The sequence below is a fragment of the Pseudomonas migulae NBRC 103157 genome, from assembly GCF_002091715.1.
Classification (GTDB): Bacteria; Pseudomonadota; Gammaproteobacteria; order Pseudomonadales; family Pseudomonadaceae; genus Aquipseudomonas; species Aquipseudomonas migulae_A.
Genome location: NZ_BDAG01000019.1, coordinates 64626 through 81991, shown reverse-complemented (window position 1 = coordinate 81991; position 17366 = coordinate 64626). Strand labels below are relative to the sequence as shown.

Here is a 17366-nt window from a genome sequence, read left to right as displayed (position 1 = left end):
GAATCGCCCGCCTTCATTCTGCAGAGACACATCGGATGTTCGCTCTCGCCAATCAACCGCGCTTCACGCTGACCGTCGACGGCAACCAGAATGGACTCAAGGTGCTTGAGTTCACCGGCAAGGAAGCCATCAGCCAGCCTTACCGTTTTGATCTGGAACTGGTCAGCGAGCGACCGGACATTGAGCTTGAAAGCCTCCTGCATCGTCAGGCTTTTCTGAGTTTTGATGCGCAAGGTTGCGGTGTTCACGGTCAGATATTTCGGGTTGGTCAGGGCGATTCCGGCCAGCGTCTGACGCATTACCAGGTCAGCCTTGGCCCACGTCTGACCTACCTTGACCGGCGCATCAATCAGCGAATCTTCCAGCGTAAAAGCGTGCCGGCGATCATTGCGCAAATCCTTGAGGACCATGGCATTCAGGGCGACGCGTTCAGGTTTCAGCTCGGCCGCGAGTACCCTGATCGCGAGTATTGCGTGCAATACGCGGAAAGCGATCTGGCGTTCATCCAGCGCCTGTGCGCCGAGATCGGCATTCACTACCACTTTCAACACAGCCTCGATGGCCATCTGCTGGTGTTCGGTGATGACCAGACGGTTTTTCCGCTGATCGCCGAACCGACGCTTTACTTGCCTGACACCGGCATGGCGGCAGATGCGCCAGCGATCAATTGCTTCAACGTACGACTGGAAACCCGCACCACGGCGGTAGCCCGTCGCGACTACGACTTCCATAAACCGCGACTGCAACTTGAAAGCCGAATCGACAACGGACACCTGCCGGCCCTTGAGGATTACCACTTTCCTGGCCAGTTCACGGATCGCGAGTACGGCGGGGCGCTGGCTCAGCGAGCGCTTGAACGGCACAACGCGGACTACCGTCAGGCTGAAGGGCGGGGCGATGAGTCTGCTTTGGTCAGCGGGCATTTCCTGCACCTGGCCGAGCATCCGCGTCAGGCATGGAATGACCTGTGGCTGATCACCCAAATCGAACACCATGGCCGTCAGCCGCAAGTGCTGGAAGAGATGGCCGGCAGCAACCCGGAAGATGTCCAAGGCTATCGCAATGCCTTTCTGGCTACGCCGTGGGATGTTTCGTTTCGCCCGGCTCAGATCGCCAAACCCTCGTTCACCGGTTATCAAACGGCTGTCGTCACGGGCCCGGGTGACAGCGAGATCCACTGCGACGAGCACGGCCGCGTCAAAGTTCAGTTCGCCTGGGATCGTGACGGCAAGCGCAACGAACATTCCAGTTGCTGGCTGCGCGTCGCCACGGGTTGGGCGCATGACGGCTGCGGCATCGCACTGATTCCTCGGGTCGGCATGGAAGTATTGGTGGGGTTCCTTGATGCCGACGTCGATAAACCGATGGTCATGGGCTGCGTGCCCAATGGTGCGAACTCGGTACCACTGAATCTGCCCGCCGACAAAACCCGCAGCATTTTCCGCAGCCACAGCAGTCCCGGAGGCGGCGGTTACAGCGAATTGCGCATCGAGGATCGTAAAGGCGCCGAGGAAATCTACCTGCGGGCCCAGCGAAACTGGACTCAGCATGTGCTGCAAGACATGCACGTTCAGGTCGGCAACCAGCGCAGTGCGGTTGTTGGTGCAAACGATACCCTGCATGTTCACGGTGATCGATCCATCACCGCCACCCACCAGACTTTCAAAGCGAGCGGACAATTCCACGCAAGCGCCGGCGAGCAAATCGTCATCGACGGTGGTGTCAGCGTCACGCTTCAGGCGGGCGGACACTGGATCAACATGGGGCCCGCCGGAATTTTCAGCAGCGTTCCGATTGGACTCGGTGGTGCACCGATGCCGGTAATGGGCGCGTCGAGCAGCCAAAGACAACTCGCCGCACTCAGCGTCGCACAGATTCTGAGCCTCAAAAGCGACGCGCCGTTCTGCGAGGAATGCGCGCGTTGCAAGGAGGGTGTCTGTGCAGCCTGATCGCTTGTCGCCTCGCGAATGGCTGGAGCGCCAACCGCTGAAACCTTCGGAACAACTGTTTGCGATCTTCAGCAATGCAAGCTCCGCAGAACCCTTGAAGGCCTGGCAGCGATCGTCCGCCGCTCAAGCGCCCCGTCCGATCTGGGCAGACACCGACTATGCCGAGTGGGAACCGGTCATGCCCTATGTCGGAATCGTCGCGGCGGGCAGTGAGTTTCTGGAGTGGGCGGCCACGACCGAGTCTTGCGACTGGGGTTGGCTCGCGGTGTCTTCTTCGACTCTGGACGTGCTGGTCGAGCATTTGCGCAGCCTTACGCAAGTGCTTTTGCCTAATGGCAGCGCGGTGTTTTTCCGTTTCTGGGATGGGCGTTATTTACTGCCGATTCTGCAGTCTGTCGAGGTCGACGTCGCTGAACTGCTGCCCGTAATGGGGCGTTGCCTGATCAATGGCCAACCACTCGAAGTCGGTGGCGCCGCGCTGAAAAGCTCCAGGGTTTTTCCATGGTGGGAAGTCTCCGAAACGCTGCTGGAACATCTCGCTGAACAGTCAAGCACCACTCGGGTGAACAACTTGCTCAAGTGGCTGAGCGAGGGCCGTCCTGATCTTTTCGAGGCGTTTTCCGACAGTGTTTTGCGGCACAAGGTAGCGATCTTTCTGGAAGAGCCGGGCCTGCCGCCAGCACCGAAATCAGCCTTGGTGGACTACCTGATAACGGAGCTGGGCTGATGGATCAGATCGTACGGATCGAGCAGGAGCTCGACGGTTTCAAAGACACCTTGACGCTCTATCGCGAACAACTTGGCAACTGGTTCAACCGTACTGCAGACCAGGTTAGCCGGGCTGCGGACATGCCCTCGCTGATGGGCGTGGAACGGCAGATCAAACTCGGCAATACCACCAGGTCGGTAAGCAGTGGCGATGACGATTTTATTTCCAGTGTTGCTCAGTGTCCTGAGAGTGGAATTCTGGAGATAGAGAGCAAGTTCGAGTCGGTTTATGACATTGCGCTGGGGAACATCGATGTTGATGTGATTGCCGTTGATGGGGGCGAAAAGACGACGATCACGCTTGATGAACATGGCAAGGGAGTGTTCGAAGGTAAGCCCGGCAAGTTCTACCGCGTTCATGTCCAGAGTGAAGTGACCCCGAAGCAAGTTGAGGCGCTTTTCTCCTCTTACGACGGCCTGACCCAACAGCTGGAAGACTGGCTGCGCAACGAGTGGAAAGGATTCAAACCGCAGTGGCCGCAATCGGCTTTTGCCGCGGCGGGTAACGGGATGCTCGCCGGAAGTTGGGCCGCAATCATCGGCGTGTGGGACAGCATCAACCTGCTGTCGGACGTACTCCAGGATCCCGGCGAGTTCGTTGAACGATTGGGTAGCGGTGCTGATGAGCTGGCCAAGCTGGCAAAAACTGCGCCGGACGTGATGGCAAAAGTCCAACTGCTGGCCAGTGATGAAGCGGCACTGTGTTTGTTGCTACGCACCGCCAGTCTCTGGTTGGAGATGCTGCCGCCCAGCGAGATCGCCGGTAAAACTGCCGAAGCTGTATCAACAGTAGTCGTGCAACTGCTCATCGACATTCTGATCGGGATCGTCTTGACCTTCGCTGGCGCGGGGGCTGGCATTGCTTATCTGGGTATGCGTTTTGCCAACTATGGCGCCCGCATCGTCAGCGCCGTGCAGGGATTCGTCAAAGCGATTTTCACACTTATCAACAGCTTCATGTCCTACGTCGATCGCTACAAAAAGGTCGCCGCACGGGGTGTCGCGGCCGGTCTGAAAAACGGTCAGATGCAATTGCGTTGGGACGCCAAACGCAACACCACGCTCAAACAAAACGAACACCACGAAGACGTCCCGGTTCAAGCGAAAAATCCCAACGGCGACCCCGCCGATTCCGCCGATAAAACCGCCACCAACAAATGCCCGGTGTCGATGGTCACCGGCGAAGAACTGTTGACCCTCACTGACGGCTCGCTGGATGGCGTCCTGTCCTTCGACTTCACCCGGCTCTATCGCACCAGCGCCGTCGAGATCGATTGCGGGCTTGGTTTCGGCTGGAGTCACAGCCTCGCGCACCGGTTGGAAATCGATGGCGACAACGTCATCTGGATCGACCACGAAAACCGCCGCACCTCCTTTCCACTGCCGACTATCGAGCGGCCGGCCATCCACAACAGCCTCTCGCGCGCGGCGATTTTCCTGGGTGACGAACCCGAAGAAATGATCCTCGCCCAGGCCGGCGATGACACGCGTTTCTATCACTTCATCAACGGTCGACTGACAACGATCAGCGACGGATACGACAACCGACTGCACGTCACGCGCGATCGCCAGGAGCGCATCAAACGCCTCGATAACGGCGCTGGCCGAGCCCTACTGTTGCGCTATGAGCGCAGCCATCTGGTCGTCGTTGATTATCAGGTTTTTGTGCCGTCCGAGACCCTCGATGAGGGTTGGCACACCGAACAGACGCTGATCAGTTACCGCTACAACGAGCGCCGGCAACTGATCGAGGCCACCAACGCTGTCGGCGAAAGCGAGCGTTACGACTACGACGATCAGCACGTCGTCCTGCAACGGCAACTGGCCGGTGGGGCGAGTTTCTTCTGGGAGTGGGAAAGGTCCGGCAAGGCTGCGCGATGCGTCCGACATTGGGCGTCGTTCGCGCAGATGGATGCGCGGTATGTCTGGGATGACGAGGGCAGCGTCACCGTCCAGAACATCGACGGCAGCGAAGAGGTTTATCAGCACGACGACCGTGCGCGACTGGTGCGCAAGGTCGAGCTGAATGGCGGCGAACACCTCAAGGCCTACGACGATAAAGGTCGATTGATTGCCGAGCAGGATCCCCTCGGCGCCGTCACCGAATACCACTACGACGAAGTCGGACGGCTGGTCGCGCTGATTCCGCCGGAAGACGAACCCACTTCCTACGAGTATCGCAACGGTTTCCTGCATGCGCAGTCCCGCGGCAACGCCGTGTGGACGTATCGGCGCAATGCCCAGGGTGACGTCACCGAAGCGACCGATCCTGACGGCCATGTCACCCATTATCACTACGATGAAAAAGGGCAGTTGCTGTCGATCCGGTATCCGGATAGTAGCCGCCAGGCTTTCGTCTGGAACGGTTTGGGTCAACTGGTTGAAGAAACCTTGCCGGACGGTGGTCAGCGGCGGTTTGCCTACGACGCGTTGGGGCGGCGGATTACGGGGCAGGACGAACACGGCGCCGTCACCCGTTACGAATGGGATGCTGTCGGACGACTGATCCAGACGACGCTTCCTACAGGTGCCACTCGCGCCTTCAGCTACAACGCCTACGGAAAAATCACCGCCGAACGCGACGAGCTCGGCCGCGTCACGCGCTACGAGTACCTCGACGATCTGCACCTGGTCAGCCGCCGCATCAATGCCGACGGCACCCAGCTGAAGTATCGCTACGACAATACGCAGCTGTTACTCACAGAAATCGAAAACGAATCCGGCGAAAAATATCGCCTGGACTACACGCCGAACGGCTTGATCCGACAAGAAAGCGGATTCGATGGCCAGCGCACGGCGTATGCCTATGACCTCAACGGCCATCTGCTGGAGAAAACCGAGTTCGGCGATGACGGTTCGCAGCGGTTTACCGCTTATGAACGGGATTCGGCAGGGCGGTTGCTGGTCAAGACGCTGCCCGATGGCATCAAGGTCGAGTACCGCTACGACAGCCTCGGCCGACTGATCAGCGTCGATGACGGCCACGACCACCCGCTGGAGTTCGAGTATGACCCACAGGATCGCCTGATCACCGAGCACCAAGGCTGGGGCACCTTGCGCTATGGCTACGACGCCTGTGGCCAACTCAACCGCCTGCGCCTGCCGGACGGCAGCAAACTCGACTACCACCACGAAAAGGGCGGCGCACTGGCCGCCATCGACCTCAACGGCGCGCGGCTCACCACCCACCAATTTGCCTTCGGTCGCGAGCAGCAACGCCAACAAGGCCAACTCACCAGCCAGTACCACTACGACGAACAAGGTCGGTTGCAAGCCCACGCGATCAACCAGTCAAACCGACCGCTGTACATGCGCCACTACAGCTACGCGGTCAACGGCAACCTGGCGACCATCGCTGATAGCCGTCACGGCCAGCGCAGCTATTACTACGACGCGCTCAACTGCCTGACTCGCGTACGCCACACCCGCGACGACCCACCGGAAACCTTCGCCCACGACCCGGCCGGCAACTTGCTGATGCAGGATCGCCCGGGTGTGGCGACCGTTAAAGGTAATCGCCTGCTGATGCAGGGTGACCGGCATTACGACTACGACGCCTTCGGAAATCTCATACGCGAGCGGCGCGGTACCGGGCAAAAGCTCGTCACCGAATACCGTTACGACTGCCAGCATCGGCTGATCGGTGTCACATTGCCGGATGGACGCTGCGCGAGTTACCGCTACGACGCCTTCGGCCGTCGCATCGCCAAAACCGTCGACGGCCACACCACCGAATTCTTCTGGCAAGGCGACAACCTCGTCGCAGAAAGCAGCCGCGAGCACTACCGCAGCTACGTCTACGAACCGGGCACATTCCGCCCATTGGCCATGCTCGACGGCAAAGGCCCGCGCAAGGCTTGCCCGTTTTACTACCAGCTCGATCACCTCGGTACACCGCAGGAACTGACGGATTTTGGTGGCGAGATTGTCTGGTCGGCGAAGTACAACGCCTACGGAAAAGTCACGCACTTGGCGTTTGGCGGGGGAGAACAGCTCAATCAACCGCTGCGGTTTCAGGGACAGTACTTTGATGTCGAGAGCGGTCTGCACTACAACCGTCATCGGTACTATGATCCGGAGGTGGGGCGGTACCTGACGCCGGATCCGGTGAAGCTGGCGGGTGGGCTGAATCAGTATCGCTACGCGCTGAATCCGACGGGGTGGGTTGATCCGTTGGGGTTGAGCGGGAATTGCCCGCAGTCGAATAAGCCTGGTTGTGGGGCGCCGGATGATACGACTGGCGCTAGGGTTGATGAGGGTGAGCCGCCGCTGCCGAAAATGACGGCTGAGCAACGGCGGGCGAGGATTGATGAGTTGGCTGAGGCGAATGCCAAGGGGCGGGTAATTAAAATGGAGAAGAAGTACAAGATGCACACTGTGCAAAAGCACAGTTCAGAGATACCTGATGCGGCACTCAAGCAGAGGGCTATAAATGGAGCGAATCCTAAGACGGGACGAGTGCCAGTACCACCAAGAGGAAATTTAAGCTCCCAGTTCAGTAACTGGAGAGTTCATCTAAATGCGTTGAACAAAGCTATGACGAGGGAGCGTCTAGGGCTGGATCCACATACAGGCAGGGATCACAACAATGACCCGGTAGTGAGGATGGAGTTGCCTGGTGCAGGTCGCGGTTATCGACCCAACAAAAAGGATAAACAAAACCCTACGTTGAATGAGAACTTTGATTGGTTTGAAGTTAAGTTTGATCAGGATAAGGTGGGTCGTCCTTATACGGGTTTTCCAACGGAGAGAAAATGATGTTGCGAGATCCGTTTGTTGACGAGGCTTTTGAACCGAACCTGATGTGGTTTGTCGGTGTGTTTAATGTCTATGATCGGGAAGAGACTCGTGGTGAAGAACTGAGTGTTTTTGATCCTGATAACCAGTTTGATAGAAGGGTCCTTATCGTTAAGTATAGTTTGAAGCTGGGGTGTCTGTCGTACAGGCACAAATTTGTGTTGTTTGAGTTCTTGGCCGAAAAACTACGAGATCGCAGTTATGACTTTAAAAACTTATTCGATATTGATGATGTTTATGACTCGAGCTGGCCTCGAGCTGAGTGGTACTCGCTGAAAGATGCCCGTGGATTCTTTGAAGATATATATAAGCTGGCAAGCGAAGAATGGAAAGACGACCTTCATAAAGCCAGCCTCGAAGATCAATCAACCTGGTGAGGCTTTCGATCTCCGACTCAGATAAATTTTATGACCGCTTCGCGCTCAATTCGCGGGCAAGCCACGCTCCCACAGGATTGAAGTCGTTCCCGTTTTTTGTGGCTTGACTCGGTCCTGTGGGAGCGTGGCTTGCCCGCGAAGGCGGTCTTACAGGCAGCGAAATTTCTGGGCAAAGTCGTCGGAAGTTTCCTTCAAGTTGTAGCGGTTTCCATGAACTGGTGCGCATCGGGCCACATCGATAGTCTCTAGCGGTCACTGCAAATTCAGTGACAGGGTGTGGAAGCCCTTCTATCGTTAGGCGCGTCAAGCGCCACCAGTTCGGCGTTTTCTATCGTCTGTGTTTTATGGTGGCTGTGCGCGGGGCGCTTTCGAGTGCGCCGAGTGCCTAACGTCTCGGTCTTCCACACCTGCGTACAGCCGCCACCCATTATGTGGAAGTGATTTGTTGGCGGTTCCAATTCATACGTTAGGAATCAGACTGATGACAACAATTACCCCCGATCCACCCTACGAAAAACCAGCCCCTCCACCCAAAAGCCGCTTCATGGCGCTCACCAGCAACTGCGATGACATGCCCACCTTGTTCGTCGATACCCTCGCACCGCTCGACGTTTTATACGACGCGGCCAGCTTTCGAATCCGTGCCGTCACCCAAGTCATGGAAAACCTGTCGATGCGTGGCTCGATCGAGTGTCAGTCCTTCATCCTCAGTGACTTTGCCTTGCTCTGCGCCATTCCGTTGCGGGACGGGTGTGATGTGCTGGATGTGTTGGGGCGGCGATTGAAGGCACGGCGTTCGGAGTAGCGGCGGGAAGCTGTTGTGGCGAGGGGGTAACCCCCCTCGCCACAGGGTTTGTGGGGTGTCGCTGCCCGCTCAGCCGCGAAGCCCTGACGTTCGCCTCGGTACAAGGTAAACTTCCCGGCCTTCGCAGGAGCAATCATGAATTATCGTCACGCCTTCCATGCCGGCAATCACGCCGATGTGTTCAAACACCTGACCTTGACCCGCCTCATCGCCCTGATGTCGCGCAAGGAGCAGCCGTTTGCCTATCTCGACACTCACGCCGGCATTGGTCTGTATGACCTGCAGGGTGATCAGGCGAGCCGCACCGGGGAGTACCTGGAAGGCATCGCGCGGTTGTGGGATCAGCCGGACCTGCCGGCGTTGACCGCCGATTACATGAAGGTTTTGCATGACATGAACCCGGATGGCCAGTTGCGCTATTACCCGGGTTCGCCCGAGTTGGCGCGGCGTCTGACGCGGCCGCAGGATCGGGTGATGCTCAACGAGAAGCACCCCGAAGACGGTGTGTTGCTCAAGGACAATATGGCGGGTGATCGTCGGGTGAAGGTGCACTTGGGCGAAGGCTGGCATGTGCCGCGTGCGATGTTGCCGGTGCAGGAGAAGCGGGCGGTGATGTTGATCGATCCGCCGTTTGAACAGCTGGATGAAATGCAGCGCTGTGCGGCGGCGCTGAAAGAGGCGGTCGGGCGGATGCGTCAAACTGTGGCGGCGATCTGGTACCCGGTGAAGGACCAGCGCATGTTGCGGCGTTTCTATCAGGATCTGGCCGGGTCGGGCGCGCCGAAGTTGTTGCGGTTGGAGTTGCTGGTGCATCCGCTGGACACGCCGAACAGTCTGAACGGTTCCGGTTTGGCGATTGCGAATCCGCCGTGGGGGCTGGAAGAGGAATTGCGTGAGTTGCTGCCGTGGTTGTCCAAGAAGCTTGGGCAGACCCAGGGTGGGTGGCAGATGGATTGGTTGATTGCTGAGAGTTGATGGCTGATCAGATGGATTGATGGCGTCTGATCGGACGCATTCGCGGGCAAGCCTTGCTCCCACAGGACTTGGCGTCAAACGCAATATCATGACCGGCGCAAAACTTTGTAGGAGCCGGCTTGCTGGCGAAGGCGGCCGGGAGGTCATCGCTGAACCTCCCGCCGCTATCGTCAGCAAGCCGGCTCCTACAGGGGATCTGTGTCAGGTCAGATCGGGCAGGTCACGCCGGTGCCGCCGATGCCGCAATACCCTTCAGGGTTTTTTGCCAGGTATTGCTGGTGATACGCCTCGGCGAAGTAGAACGTCGGCGCCTCTTCGATTTCGGTAGTGATGGTGCCTTTACCCGCCTTGGTCAGTTCGGCCTGGAACACTTGCTTGCTGTGCTTGGCGGCTGCCAGCTGAGTCGGGTTGGTGGCGTAGATCACCGAGCGGTACTGAGTGCCGATGTCATTGCCCTGACGCATGCCCTGGGTCGGGTTGTGCAATTCCCAGAACATTTTCAGCAGCTCTTCGTAGCTGACTTTCGCCGGCTCGTAGACCACCAATACCACCTCACTGTGTCCGGTCAGGCCCGAGCAGACTTCTTCATACGTCGGGTTCGGCGTGAAGCCGCCGGCGTAACCCACCGCCGTACTCACCACACCTTCGCGCTGCCAGAACTTGCGTTCCGCACCCCAGAAGCAACCCAGACCGAAGATCGCGAAATCCACGTCCATGGCAAACGGGCCCAGCAGGGGGGCGTCGTGGACGAAGTGTTTTTCCGGCACGGTCATCGGGGTTTCACGGCCAGGCAGAGCTTGTTCTTTGGTAGGGAGCACGTTTTTGTTCACCAGAATTTCCGAGCGCAGAACCATGATCAGTCCCCTCAGTCAGGTTGAAATGTAAGTAGTCAGACCACCAGTTTGCCCAATACCGCCCTGATACGCACTACCCAATGTGGGAGCGGGCTTGCTCGCGAAGGCGGTGTGTCAGATAACGCAGTTGGTGACTGACCCACCGCCTTCGCGAGCAAGCCAGCTTCCACGGGATCTAGTGCGGTAGGGCGGTCAGGCGATTGGGCCGCGCGGGTAGCGTTTGAGCTTTTCGATCAGCTCGGAGCCCGGAATCGGTCGGTCGAACAGGTAGCCCTGGCCGACGTCGCAGCGGTGGCGGCGCAGGAAGGCCAACTGCTCGGCCGTCTCGATGCCTTCAGCCACGACCTTGATTTTCAGGTTGTGGGCCATGGCGATCACCGCGGAGGTGATTTCCATGTCGTCCTGGTTGTCCGGGATTTCGTGAATGAAGCTTCGATCGATCTTAATGATGTCGATCGGGAATTTTTTCAAGTAACTGAGCGACGAGTAACCGGTGCCGAAGTCGTCCATGGCCAGGGTCAGGCCCAGGCGCTTGAGCTGGTCGAGCTGCAAGTGGGTGTCTTCGGTGGCTTCCAGCAGCAGGCCTTCGGTCAGTTCCAGCTCCAGCAGGTTCGGCGGCAGCGCTTCTTCCTTGAGGATGTTGGCGATCGACGACACCAGGTCGGGGTCGGAAAACTGCTTGGGTGACAGGTTGATCGCCACTTGCAGATTGCCCAGGCCGGCGGCGGTCAGGTCTTTGCTCATGCGGCACGCCTGGCGCGCGATCCATTTGCCGATCGGAATGATCAGCCCGGTTTCTTCGGCGACGCTGATGAACTGGTCCGGACGGATCATGCCTTTTTCCGGGTGGTTCCAGCGCAGCAGCGCTTCCATGCCGAGCAGGCGACCGCTGCGCAGGCAGAGCTTGGGCTGGTAGAACACGTCCAGCTCGTTCTGGGTCAGGGCGCGGCGCAGGTTGTTCTCGACGAACAGTTTGTAACTGGCTTCGGCATTCAGCGCTTCGGTGAATACCTGGACCTGGTGCTTGCCGTTGGCCTTGGCCTTGTGCAGCGCGAGCCCGGCGTTACGCATCAGGGTTTGCGGATCGCGGCCGTGCAGCGGCGCGCAGGCCAGGCCCACGGACCCGGTGACGCTGATCAGTTGGTTGTCGACGAACATCGGTTTATCGAGGGTCGCCAGCAGTTGATTGGCGACTTGCTGGCCCATCGCGAGGTCGGTGTCGTCCAGCAGCACGGCGAATTCGTTACTGGCGAAACGCGCCAGGCTGCCGCTTGGGATCAGGCTGTTGCGCAGGCGCCGCGCCAGGCTGATCAGCAGCTTGTCACCGGTCTGGTGGCCGAGGCTGTCGTTGATCCGCTTGAAGTTGTCGATGTCCACCAGCAACAGGCTGATCGGCGTATCGCTGTCTCGGGCGAAGCGTTCATCGAGGTTGCGGATGAACGCCGGACGGTTGCCGAGGTTGGTCAGGTTGTCGGTGTAGGCCAGGCGCTCGATGCGCTGCTGGGCGAGCTTGGTGTGGGTGATGTCTTCGTAGATGCCGATGTAATGCGTCAGCTCTCGGTTGTCGCCATACACCTTGGAGATCGACAACTGGCCCCAGTAGGGTTCGAGGTTTTTGCGCCGGCTCTTGAATTCGCCCTGCCAGCTGTTGCTCTTGGCCAATGATGAGGGCGCGTCGAACAGCAGTTCGCTGAGGTTTTCCAGGGCCGGCAGTTCCGACAGCCGCTGGCCGTGGACTTCTTCGGTGCTGTACTGGGTGATCGCGGTGAAGCTCGGGTTGACGTATTCCACCACGCCGTCGCAGTTGACCAGCAAAAAGGCGTTTGCACTTTGCTCGACCGCACGCTGGAACAGGTGCAGGGCGCTGGTGGCGGTGCGGCGGTTGTGGTTGTTGATGACTTGGGCGAACTGGTCGGCGAGCTCGCCAGCGAAGGCAATTTCGTCGGACTGCCAGGCGCGGGTCGCACCCGTTTGTTCAAGGCAGAGCACGCCGACCACCTGACCATCGACGCGAATGCTGGCGTCGAGCATCGCGTTCACGTCGCGCGGGCGCAGGCTCTCGGCCATTTCCCGGGTGCGCGGGTCACGAATCGCATTGTGGGCATCGATCGCTCGGCTACCGTGCAGCGCGTCCATGTAATCGGGGAAACCGCTGATGTCGATCGGCTCCGGCAGGGCGTATTCCTGTGTGGCGCGGTGATACGCCGAGATCGGCGCCAGCATCGAACCGTCGAGGTTCCACAGGCTGGCGCAGTCGATTTCGTAGATGTCACAGGCACTGCGGGTGATCAGTTCAGCGGCTTCTTGCAGCGAATTGCCGGTGCTGTAGCGCTGGCGGGTCAGCAACAGGATCAGGTCTTGCTGGGCGCGCACGCGATCCAGGTGCAGGAGTTGCTCCTGTTGGGCGCGCTGATTAAGTTCAAGGGCGATCTGCAGACGCGAGTTCTGGGTTTCCAGGTCCAGCGCCGGCAGCAGCGGTTCGCCCTCGAACAGACCGTCGACCACCAGCAGGTAGCCGCGCAGCAGGTGCCGATTGTGTTGTTTGTAGGCTTCACCCATTTCCAGCAGGCTCAACGTGCCGGCGGCGGTGTGGAGGGTGTAGCGGATCAGGTAATGCGGGCACTCGGTGAGTTGCTGCTGGATGGCGTCATGCAGCTGATAGCGCGCTTCGGGCTCCATCAGGCTGGCGTAGGGCGAGCCGACCAGGGCACAGAGCTCCACCGCCGGCAAGCCGAACTGTCGCTCGCAATTGGGATCGAGAAACAGCAGCGCCCAGCTTGGTTCGTTCAGCCGTTCGAAACGCAGCATGCCGAGCCGCGAGGGCACAGGCAACTGTGTCACTACCTCGGCCACCATACGGCTGGCGGCATCGGGTTGGCTCTTCATATGGAGGGAAACTCGCTTCGAATGTGCTGATCGCGCCGGGCTCTCGCCCTCTTTACTGTTGCCTGCGGCAAGGTTGCATCATTGCGACACTGACTGACAAGAGACATGAAGGCCAAGTGCTATAAGAATATGTCGGCAGACGGAAACATTTCTTCAGTTATGACTGAAAACTAACGTGCCTGGCTGGAAAAAGTATTGCGGTTGATCGCCAGCAAGTCGGCTCCTGCAGGGGCGTGGCAATTCTCGATTTACGGAACGACACCGAACCTGTAGGAGCCTGGCTTGCGGGCGATGGCGGCCTGAAGAGCAGCGCAGGATTTGGTGATCAACGCAGCGTAATATTCGTTGCCTGCAAAAATTTGCCTTCCCGGTCGTGATAACTGATGCGAATCCGCTCTGGCTCTACGATCAGATGGGCAAAGTTGTCCTGGCTGATCACCTCGCTGGTCAGTTCATGCTGATAATCTCCCGCCGCTGTACGGGCGAGCGGTTGATCGAGGACGAAGGTGGAGGCCTTGGCGTAGGGCAGCAGTTTGCTGTTGCACAGCGGCGAGGAGACAATGGTGTGAACCTCGAAATCCGGGTCTTCGCTGTGTGTCAGCCGGCTGGTGAGGGAGCCGTGCACATCGCCAGACACGAAGAAGACGTTCTTGATGCGGTGTGTGCGAACAGTCTCCAGCAACCGCAGGCGTTGTTCCGGAAAGGCTTTCCAGGCGTCATCGCCCAAGCGTTTGCGGTCGGGATAAAACATCACACTGGTGACCACGAATTTGACCCGGGCCGGGCTGTGGATCAGCCAGCTGCACAAGGCTGCTTCCTGCGCTTCGTCGAGGATGCGCCGGTCACCGGCCGACAGATTGCGCCGGGTCCGGCTATCAGTGACAAACCACTCGATATCGCCGTGGGTGAATTGATACCAATAACGTGCCAGGTGCCGATCGATGTTCCCATCTTCAAGCAACTCACAGGCCGGGCTATGACTGGCTTGATATAACTCATAGGCGGCGATGGCATTGTTATAGAGATGGTCGTCGTTTTTGTTTTTATTGACGGGCCAGTTGTCTTCGATTTCATGGTCGTCGAGGATCATGTAAGTCGGTATTCCGGACATTAACTTTGCAATATGAGGCTGGGAAAAAGCGGTGCGGTACTTACTGAGTATTTCTTTGTATTCCCGATCAGGGGCGATGATGTTCAAGTCATCGATGTAAACCTGGTCGCCGGTCATCAACATTGCGTTGATGGGCGTTTCGGCGCGTTGCGCCAGGTGCGTGATGGCGGCAAAGATCCTGTCGCCCATATGCGGGAGCGAAGGCGCGCCGACCGTCATCCGCAGGTAACGGCATGACCCGACGATGTAAGCCCTTGGCGTCGCGGGATTGCTGGGCTGGGTGCTGAAACAGTAGACGTCCCGGGGCCACTGCAGCGGCAGTTCCTGAATCGTCTCCACGGTGTGCACCGGGCTCATGGGGCTGAACCAACCCGCCTGGTATTCATACTCGGTATCGGCGGCGAGGTCGTTGAGGGCAAGGACATCGCACATGTCATGCGCGTTTGTCAGTCGTGTGAAAGTGCCTTTGGACCAAGGCGTGTCACCGCTGCGTCGATAACGTATTCCACCAAATACCAAAGCATCTTTCTGTAATTCACCACGCAAAAAAATGCGGGCGTGATGAGGTGTAGTGTGGCCAATGATCGGGCCGACTGTAGGTTTAAACATATTCGAATCCATTCGAAGTTGTACTAACTAAGCAAGTAGGCTGACTAAACTTTACGTCAGTTGTATGTGTCACTAAGCCTAGCGGCGTTCCGGCAAGAAAAATGGTGCCGAAGTGGATTCGAATTGTGGGTGAACTCATCCGCGAACGTAGGAAAGAGACTTTCTTCAAGGCAAAAAAAGCCCCGCCAAATTGGCGGGGTTGAGGTACGAGCGTGGCGCTCGGAAAACGTGGAACGCGACGGGCCCTCCGGTGAAGGAGGGCCGGCCGGTGTTACAGCAGGATAGTGCGGATGTCCGCCAGCAGGCTGCTCAGGCGCTGGGTGAAGCGTGCAGCAGCGGCGCCGTTGATCACACGGTGATCGTAGGACAGCGACAGTGGCAGCATCAGTTTCGGCTGGAAGGCTTTGCCGTCCCAGACTGGCTGAATGGTTGCCTTGGAAACACCGAGGATCGCCACTTCCGGCGCGTTGACGATCGGCGTGAAGCCGGTGCCGCCAATGTGGCCGAGGCTGGAAATGGTGAAGCAGGCGCCTTGCATGTCGTCAGCGGTGAGCTTCTTGTCGCGGGCCTTGGCGGCCAGCGCAGCGGCTTCGGCTGCCAGTTGCAGCAGGCTCTTCTGATCGACGTTCTTGATGACCGGTACCAGCAGGCCTTCAGGAGTGTCGACGGCGAAGCCGATGTTCACGTATTTCTTGCGGATGATCGCCTTGCCGCTTGGTGCCAGCGAACTGTTGAAGTCCGGCAGTTCCTTGAGCAGGTGCGCGCAGGACTTGAGCAGCAGCGGCAGGATGGTCAGCTTGACGCCGGCCTTCTCTGCAACGGCTTTCTGAGCGATACGGAACGCTTCCAGCTCGGTGATATCAGCCGAATCGAACTGAGTCACGTGCGGGATGTTCAGCCAGCTGCGGTGCAGGCTCGACGCACCGATTTGCATCAGGCGCGTCATCGGCACTTCTTCGGTTTCACCGAAGCGGCTGAAGTCCACGACCGGAATCGGCGGGATGCCCGCGCCGCCGGTTGCGCCTGCAGCCGCGGCCGGTGCTTCCTTGGCCTTCTGCATCATGGCTTTGACGTAAACCTGCACGTCTTCTTTCAGGATGCGACCGTGCGGACCGCTGGCACCGACGGCGCTCAGCTCGACGCCGAACTCGCGAGCCAGTTGGCGTACCGCCGGGCCTGCGTGAACCTTCGCGCCTGGCTTGGCCGGTGCAGCAGCCGGTGCGGCCGGTGCCGGAGCAGCAGGCGCAGCGGCGGCCGGGGCAGGAGCGCTCGGTGCAGCAGCGGCAGGAGCCGGGGCAGCCGCAGGGGCAGCGCCTTTGACTTTCAGTTTCAGGATCAGGTCGCCAGTACCGACTTCGTCATCCAGCTTGATGGAAACGCTTTCCACCACGCCAGCGGCAGGCGATGGGATTTCCATGCTTGCCTTGTCGGACTCCAGAGTGATCAGTGACTGGTCGGCGGTGACGGTGTCGCCTGCCTTGACCAGCACTTCGATGATCTTGGCCTTGCCCGACGAGCCGATGTCCGGGACGTGAATGTCCTGAACGCTGTCGGCAACCGGTGCAGCCGGGGCTGCAGCGGCAGGCGCCGGAGCAGCGGCCGCAGGTGCAGCAGCCTGTGCTGGCGCGGCAGCAGGGGCCGCAGCACCCGCTACTTCCAGATCCAGGATCAGGTCGCCGGTACCGACTTCGTCGTTGAGCTTGACGCTGATGCTCTTGACCACGCCAGCGGCAGGCGATGGGATTTCCATGCTGGCCTTGTCCGATTCCAGGGTGATCAGTGACTGATCAGCAGCGACGGTGTCGCCAACCTTGACCTGGATTTCGATGATCTGGGCCTTGCCCGCCGAACCGATGTCCGGCACGTGCACTTGCTGAACCGAAGCGGCAGCAGGCGCAGCAGCTGGAGCAGGAGCGGCGGCAGGTGCAGCGGCCGGTTTCGCTTCAGCCTTGGCGGCAGGCGCAGCGGCAGCCGCTGGGGCCGCAGCAGCGGCACCTTCGACTTCCAGCTCCAGCAGTTCGTCGCCTTCTTTCAGGCGATCGCCCAGCTTCACTTTCAGGCTCTTGATGATACCGGCCTTCGGCGCAGGCACTTCCATGCTCGCCTTGTCCGATTCCAGCGTCAGGATGCTCTGGTCGGCTTCGATACGGTCGCCGACCTTCACAAACAGTTCAATTACTTCACCTTCACCGCTGCCGATGTCAGGTACGCGAATGAGTTCGCTCACAGAATCTC

General features: G+C 59.0%; 10 protein-coding genes. 6 read left to right on the top strand and 4 right to left on the bottom strand.

All coding sequences use genetic code 11. The annotated features are described in order from the left end of the window. Positions 1-35: 35 nt before the first annotated feature. From PMI01S_RS16100 to PMI01S_RS16070, 6 genes are all read left to right on the top strand, one after another. Entirely contained in the window at positions 36-1949 is a 1914-nt protein-coding gene (locus PMI01S_RS16100; RefSeq protein WP_084320972.1) for a type VI secretion system Vgr family protein, read from the top strand. Continuing rightward, a complete protein-coding gene (locus tag PMI01S_RS16095) occupies positions 1939-2676 on the top strand; it encodes a DUF4123 domain-containing protein (protein ID WP_084320971.1) in 738 nt (245 codons plus the stop codon). Before PMI01S_RS16100 ends, PMI01S_RS16095 begins: the two co-directional genes overlap by 11 nt. Continuing rightward, positions 2676-7475: an RHS repeat-associated core domain-containing protein gene (locus tag PMI01S_RS16090; RefSeq protein WP_084320970.1), complete on the top strand. Its 4800-nt coding sequence runs from the start codon at positions 2676-2678 to the stop codon at positions 7473-7475. Before PMI01S_RS16095 ends, PMI01S_RS16090 begins: the two co-directional genes overlap by 1 nt. Continuing rightward, a complete protein-coding gene (locus tag PMI01S_RS16085) occupies positions 7472-7891 on the top strand; it encodes a hypothetical protein (RefSeq protein WP_084320969.1) in 420 nt (139 codons plus the stop codon). The genes PMI01S_RS16090 and PMI01S_RS16085 overlap by 4 nt, the downstream gene beginning before the upstream one ends. Before the next feature lie 481 nt (positions 7892-8372). After that, positions 8373-8696 (top strand): hypothetical protein, encoded by a 324-nt coding sequence (locus PMI01S_RS16080; protein WP_084320968.1) that lies wholly within the window; start codon positions 8373-8375, stop codon positions 8694-8696. A 135-nt stretch (positions 8697-8831) separates the two neighbouring features. Continuing rightward, on the top strand, positions 8832-9671 hold the full coding sequence (locus PMI01S_RS16070; RefSeq protein WP_084320966.1) for a 23S rRNA (adenine(2030)-N(6))-methyltransferase RlmJ: 840 nt from the start codon (positions 8832-8834) through the stop codon (positions 9669-9671). Positions 9672-9877: 206 nt separating this feature from the next. Here PMI01S_RS16070 and msrA read toward each other — a convergent pair whose 3' ends face one another. The 4 genes from msrA to aceF form a co-directional block, all read right to left on the bottom strand. Beyond that, positions 9878-10525, bottom strand: a complete 648-nt coding sequence (gene msrA, locus PMI01S_RS16065) for a peptide-methionine (S)-S-oxide reductase MsrA (RefSeq protein ID WP_084320965.1) — start codon at positions 10523-10525, stop codon at positions 9878-9880. 192 nt (positions 10526-10717) lie between these two features. Continuing rightward, entirely contained in the window at positions 10718-13411 is a 2694-nt protein-coding gene (locus tag PMI01S_RS16060; protein WP_084320964.1) for a putative bifunctional diguanylate cyclase/phosphodiesterase, read from the bottom strand. A gap of 325 nt (positions 13412-13736) precedes the next feature. Then, a complete protein-coding gene (locus PMI01S_RS16055) occupies positions 13737-15131 on the bottom strand; it encodes an alkaline phosphatase D family protein (RefSeq protein WP_084320963.1) in 1395 nt (464 codons plus the stop codon). Between the two features lie 271 nt (positions 15132-15402). Further along, on the bottom strand, positions 15403-17358 hold the full coding sequence (gene aceF, locus PMI01S_RS16050; protein WP_084320962.1) for a dihydrolipoyllysine-residue acetyltransferase: 1956 nt from the start codon (positions 17356-17358) through the stop codon (positions 15403-15405). Between the last annotated feature and the right edge of the window lie 8 nt (positions 17359-17366).

Coding starts and splice junctions, on each gene's coding strand:
- PMI01S_RS16100 (WP_084320972.1), top strand. CDS start 36: ATGTTCGCTCTCGCCAATCAACCGCGCTTCACGCTGACCGTCGACGGC.
- PMI01S_RS16090 (WP_084320970.1), top strand. CDS start 2,676: ATGGATCAGATCGTACGGATCGAGCAGGAGCTCGACGGTTTCAAAGAC.
- PMI01S_RS16085 (WP_084320969.1), top strand. CDS start 7,472: ATGATGTTGCGAGATCCGTTTGTTGACGAGGCTTTTGAACCGAACCTG.
- PMI01S_RS16080 (WP_084320968.1), top strand. CDS start 8,373: ATGACAACAATTACCCCCGATCCACCCTACGAAAAACCAGCCCCTCCA.
- PMI01S_RS16070 (WP_084320966.1), top strand. CDS start 8,832: ATGAATTATCGTCACGCCTTCCATGCCGGCAATCACGCCGATGTGTTC.
- msrA (WP_084320965.1), bottom strand. CDS start 10,525: ATGGTTCTGCGCTCGGAAATTCTGGTGAACAAAAACGTGCTCCCTACC.
- PMI01S_RS16060 (WP_084320964.1), bottom strand. CDS start 13,411: ATGAAGAGCCAACCCGATGCCGCCAGCCGTATGGTGGCCGAGGTAGTG.
- PMI01S_RS16055 (WP_084320963.1), bottom strand. CDS start 15,131: ATGTTTAAACCTACAGTCGGCCCGATCATTGGCCACACTACACCTCAT.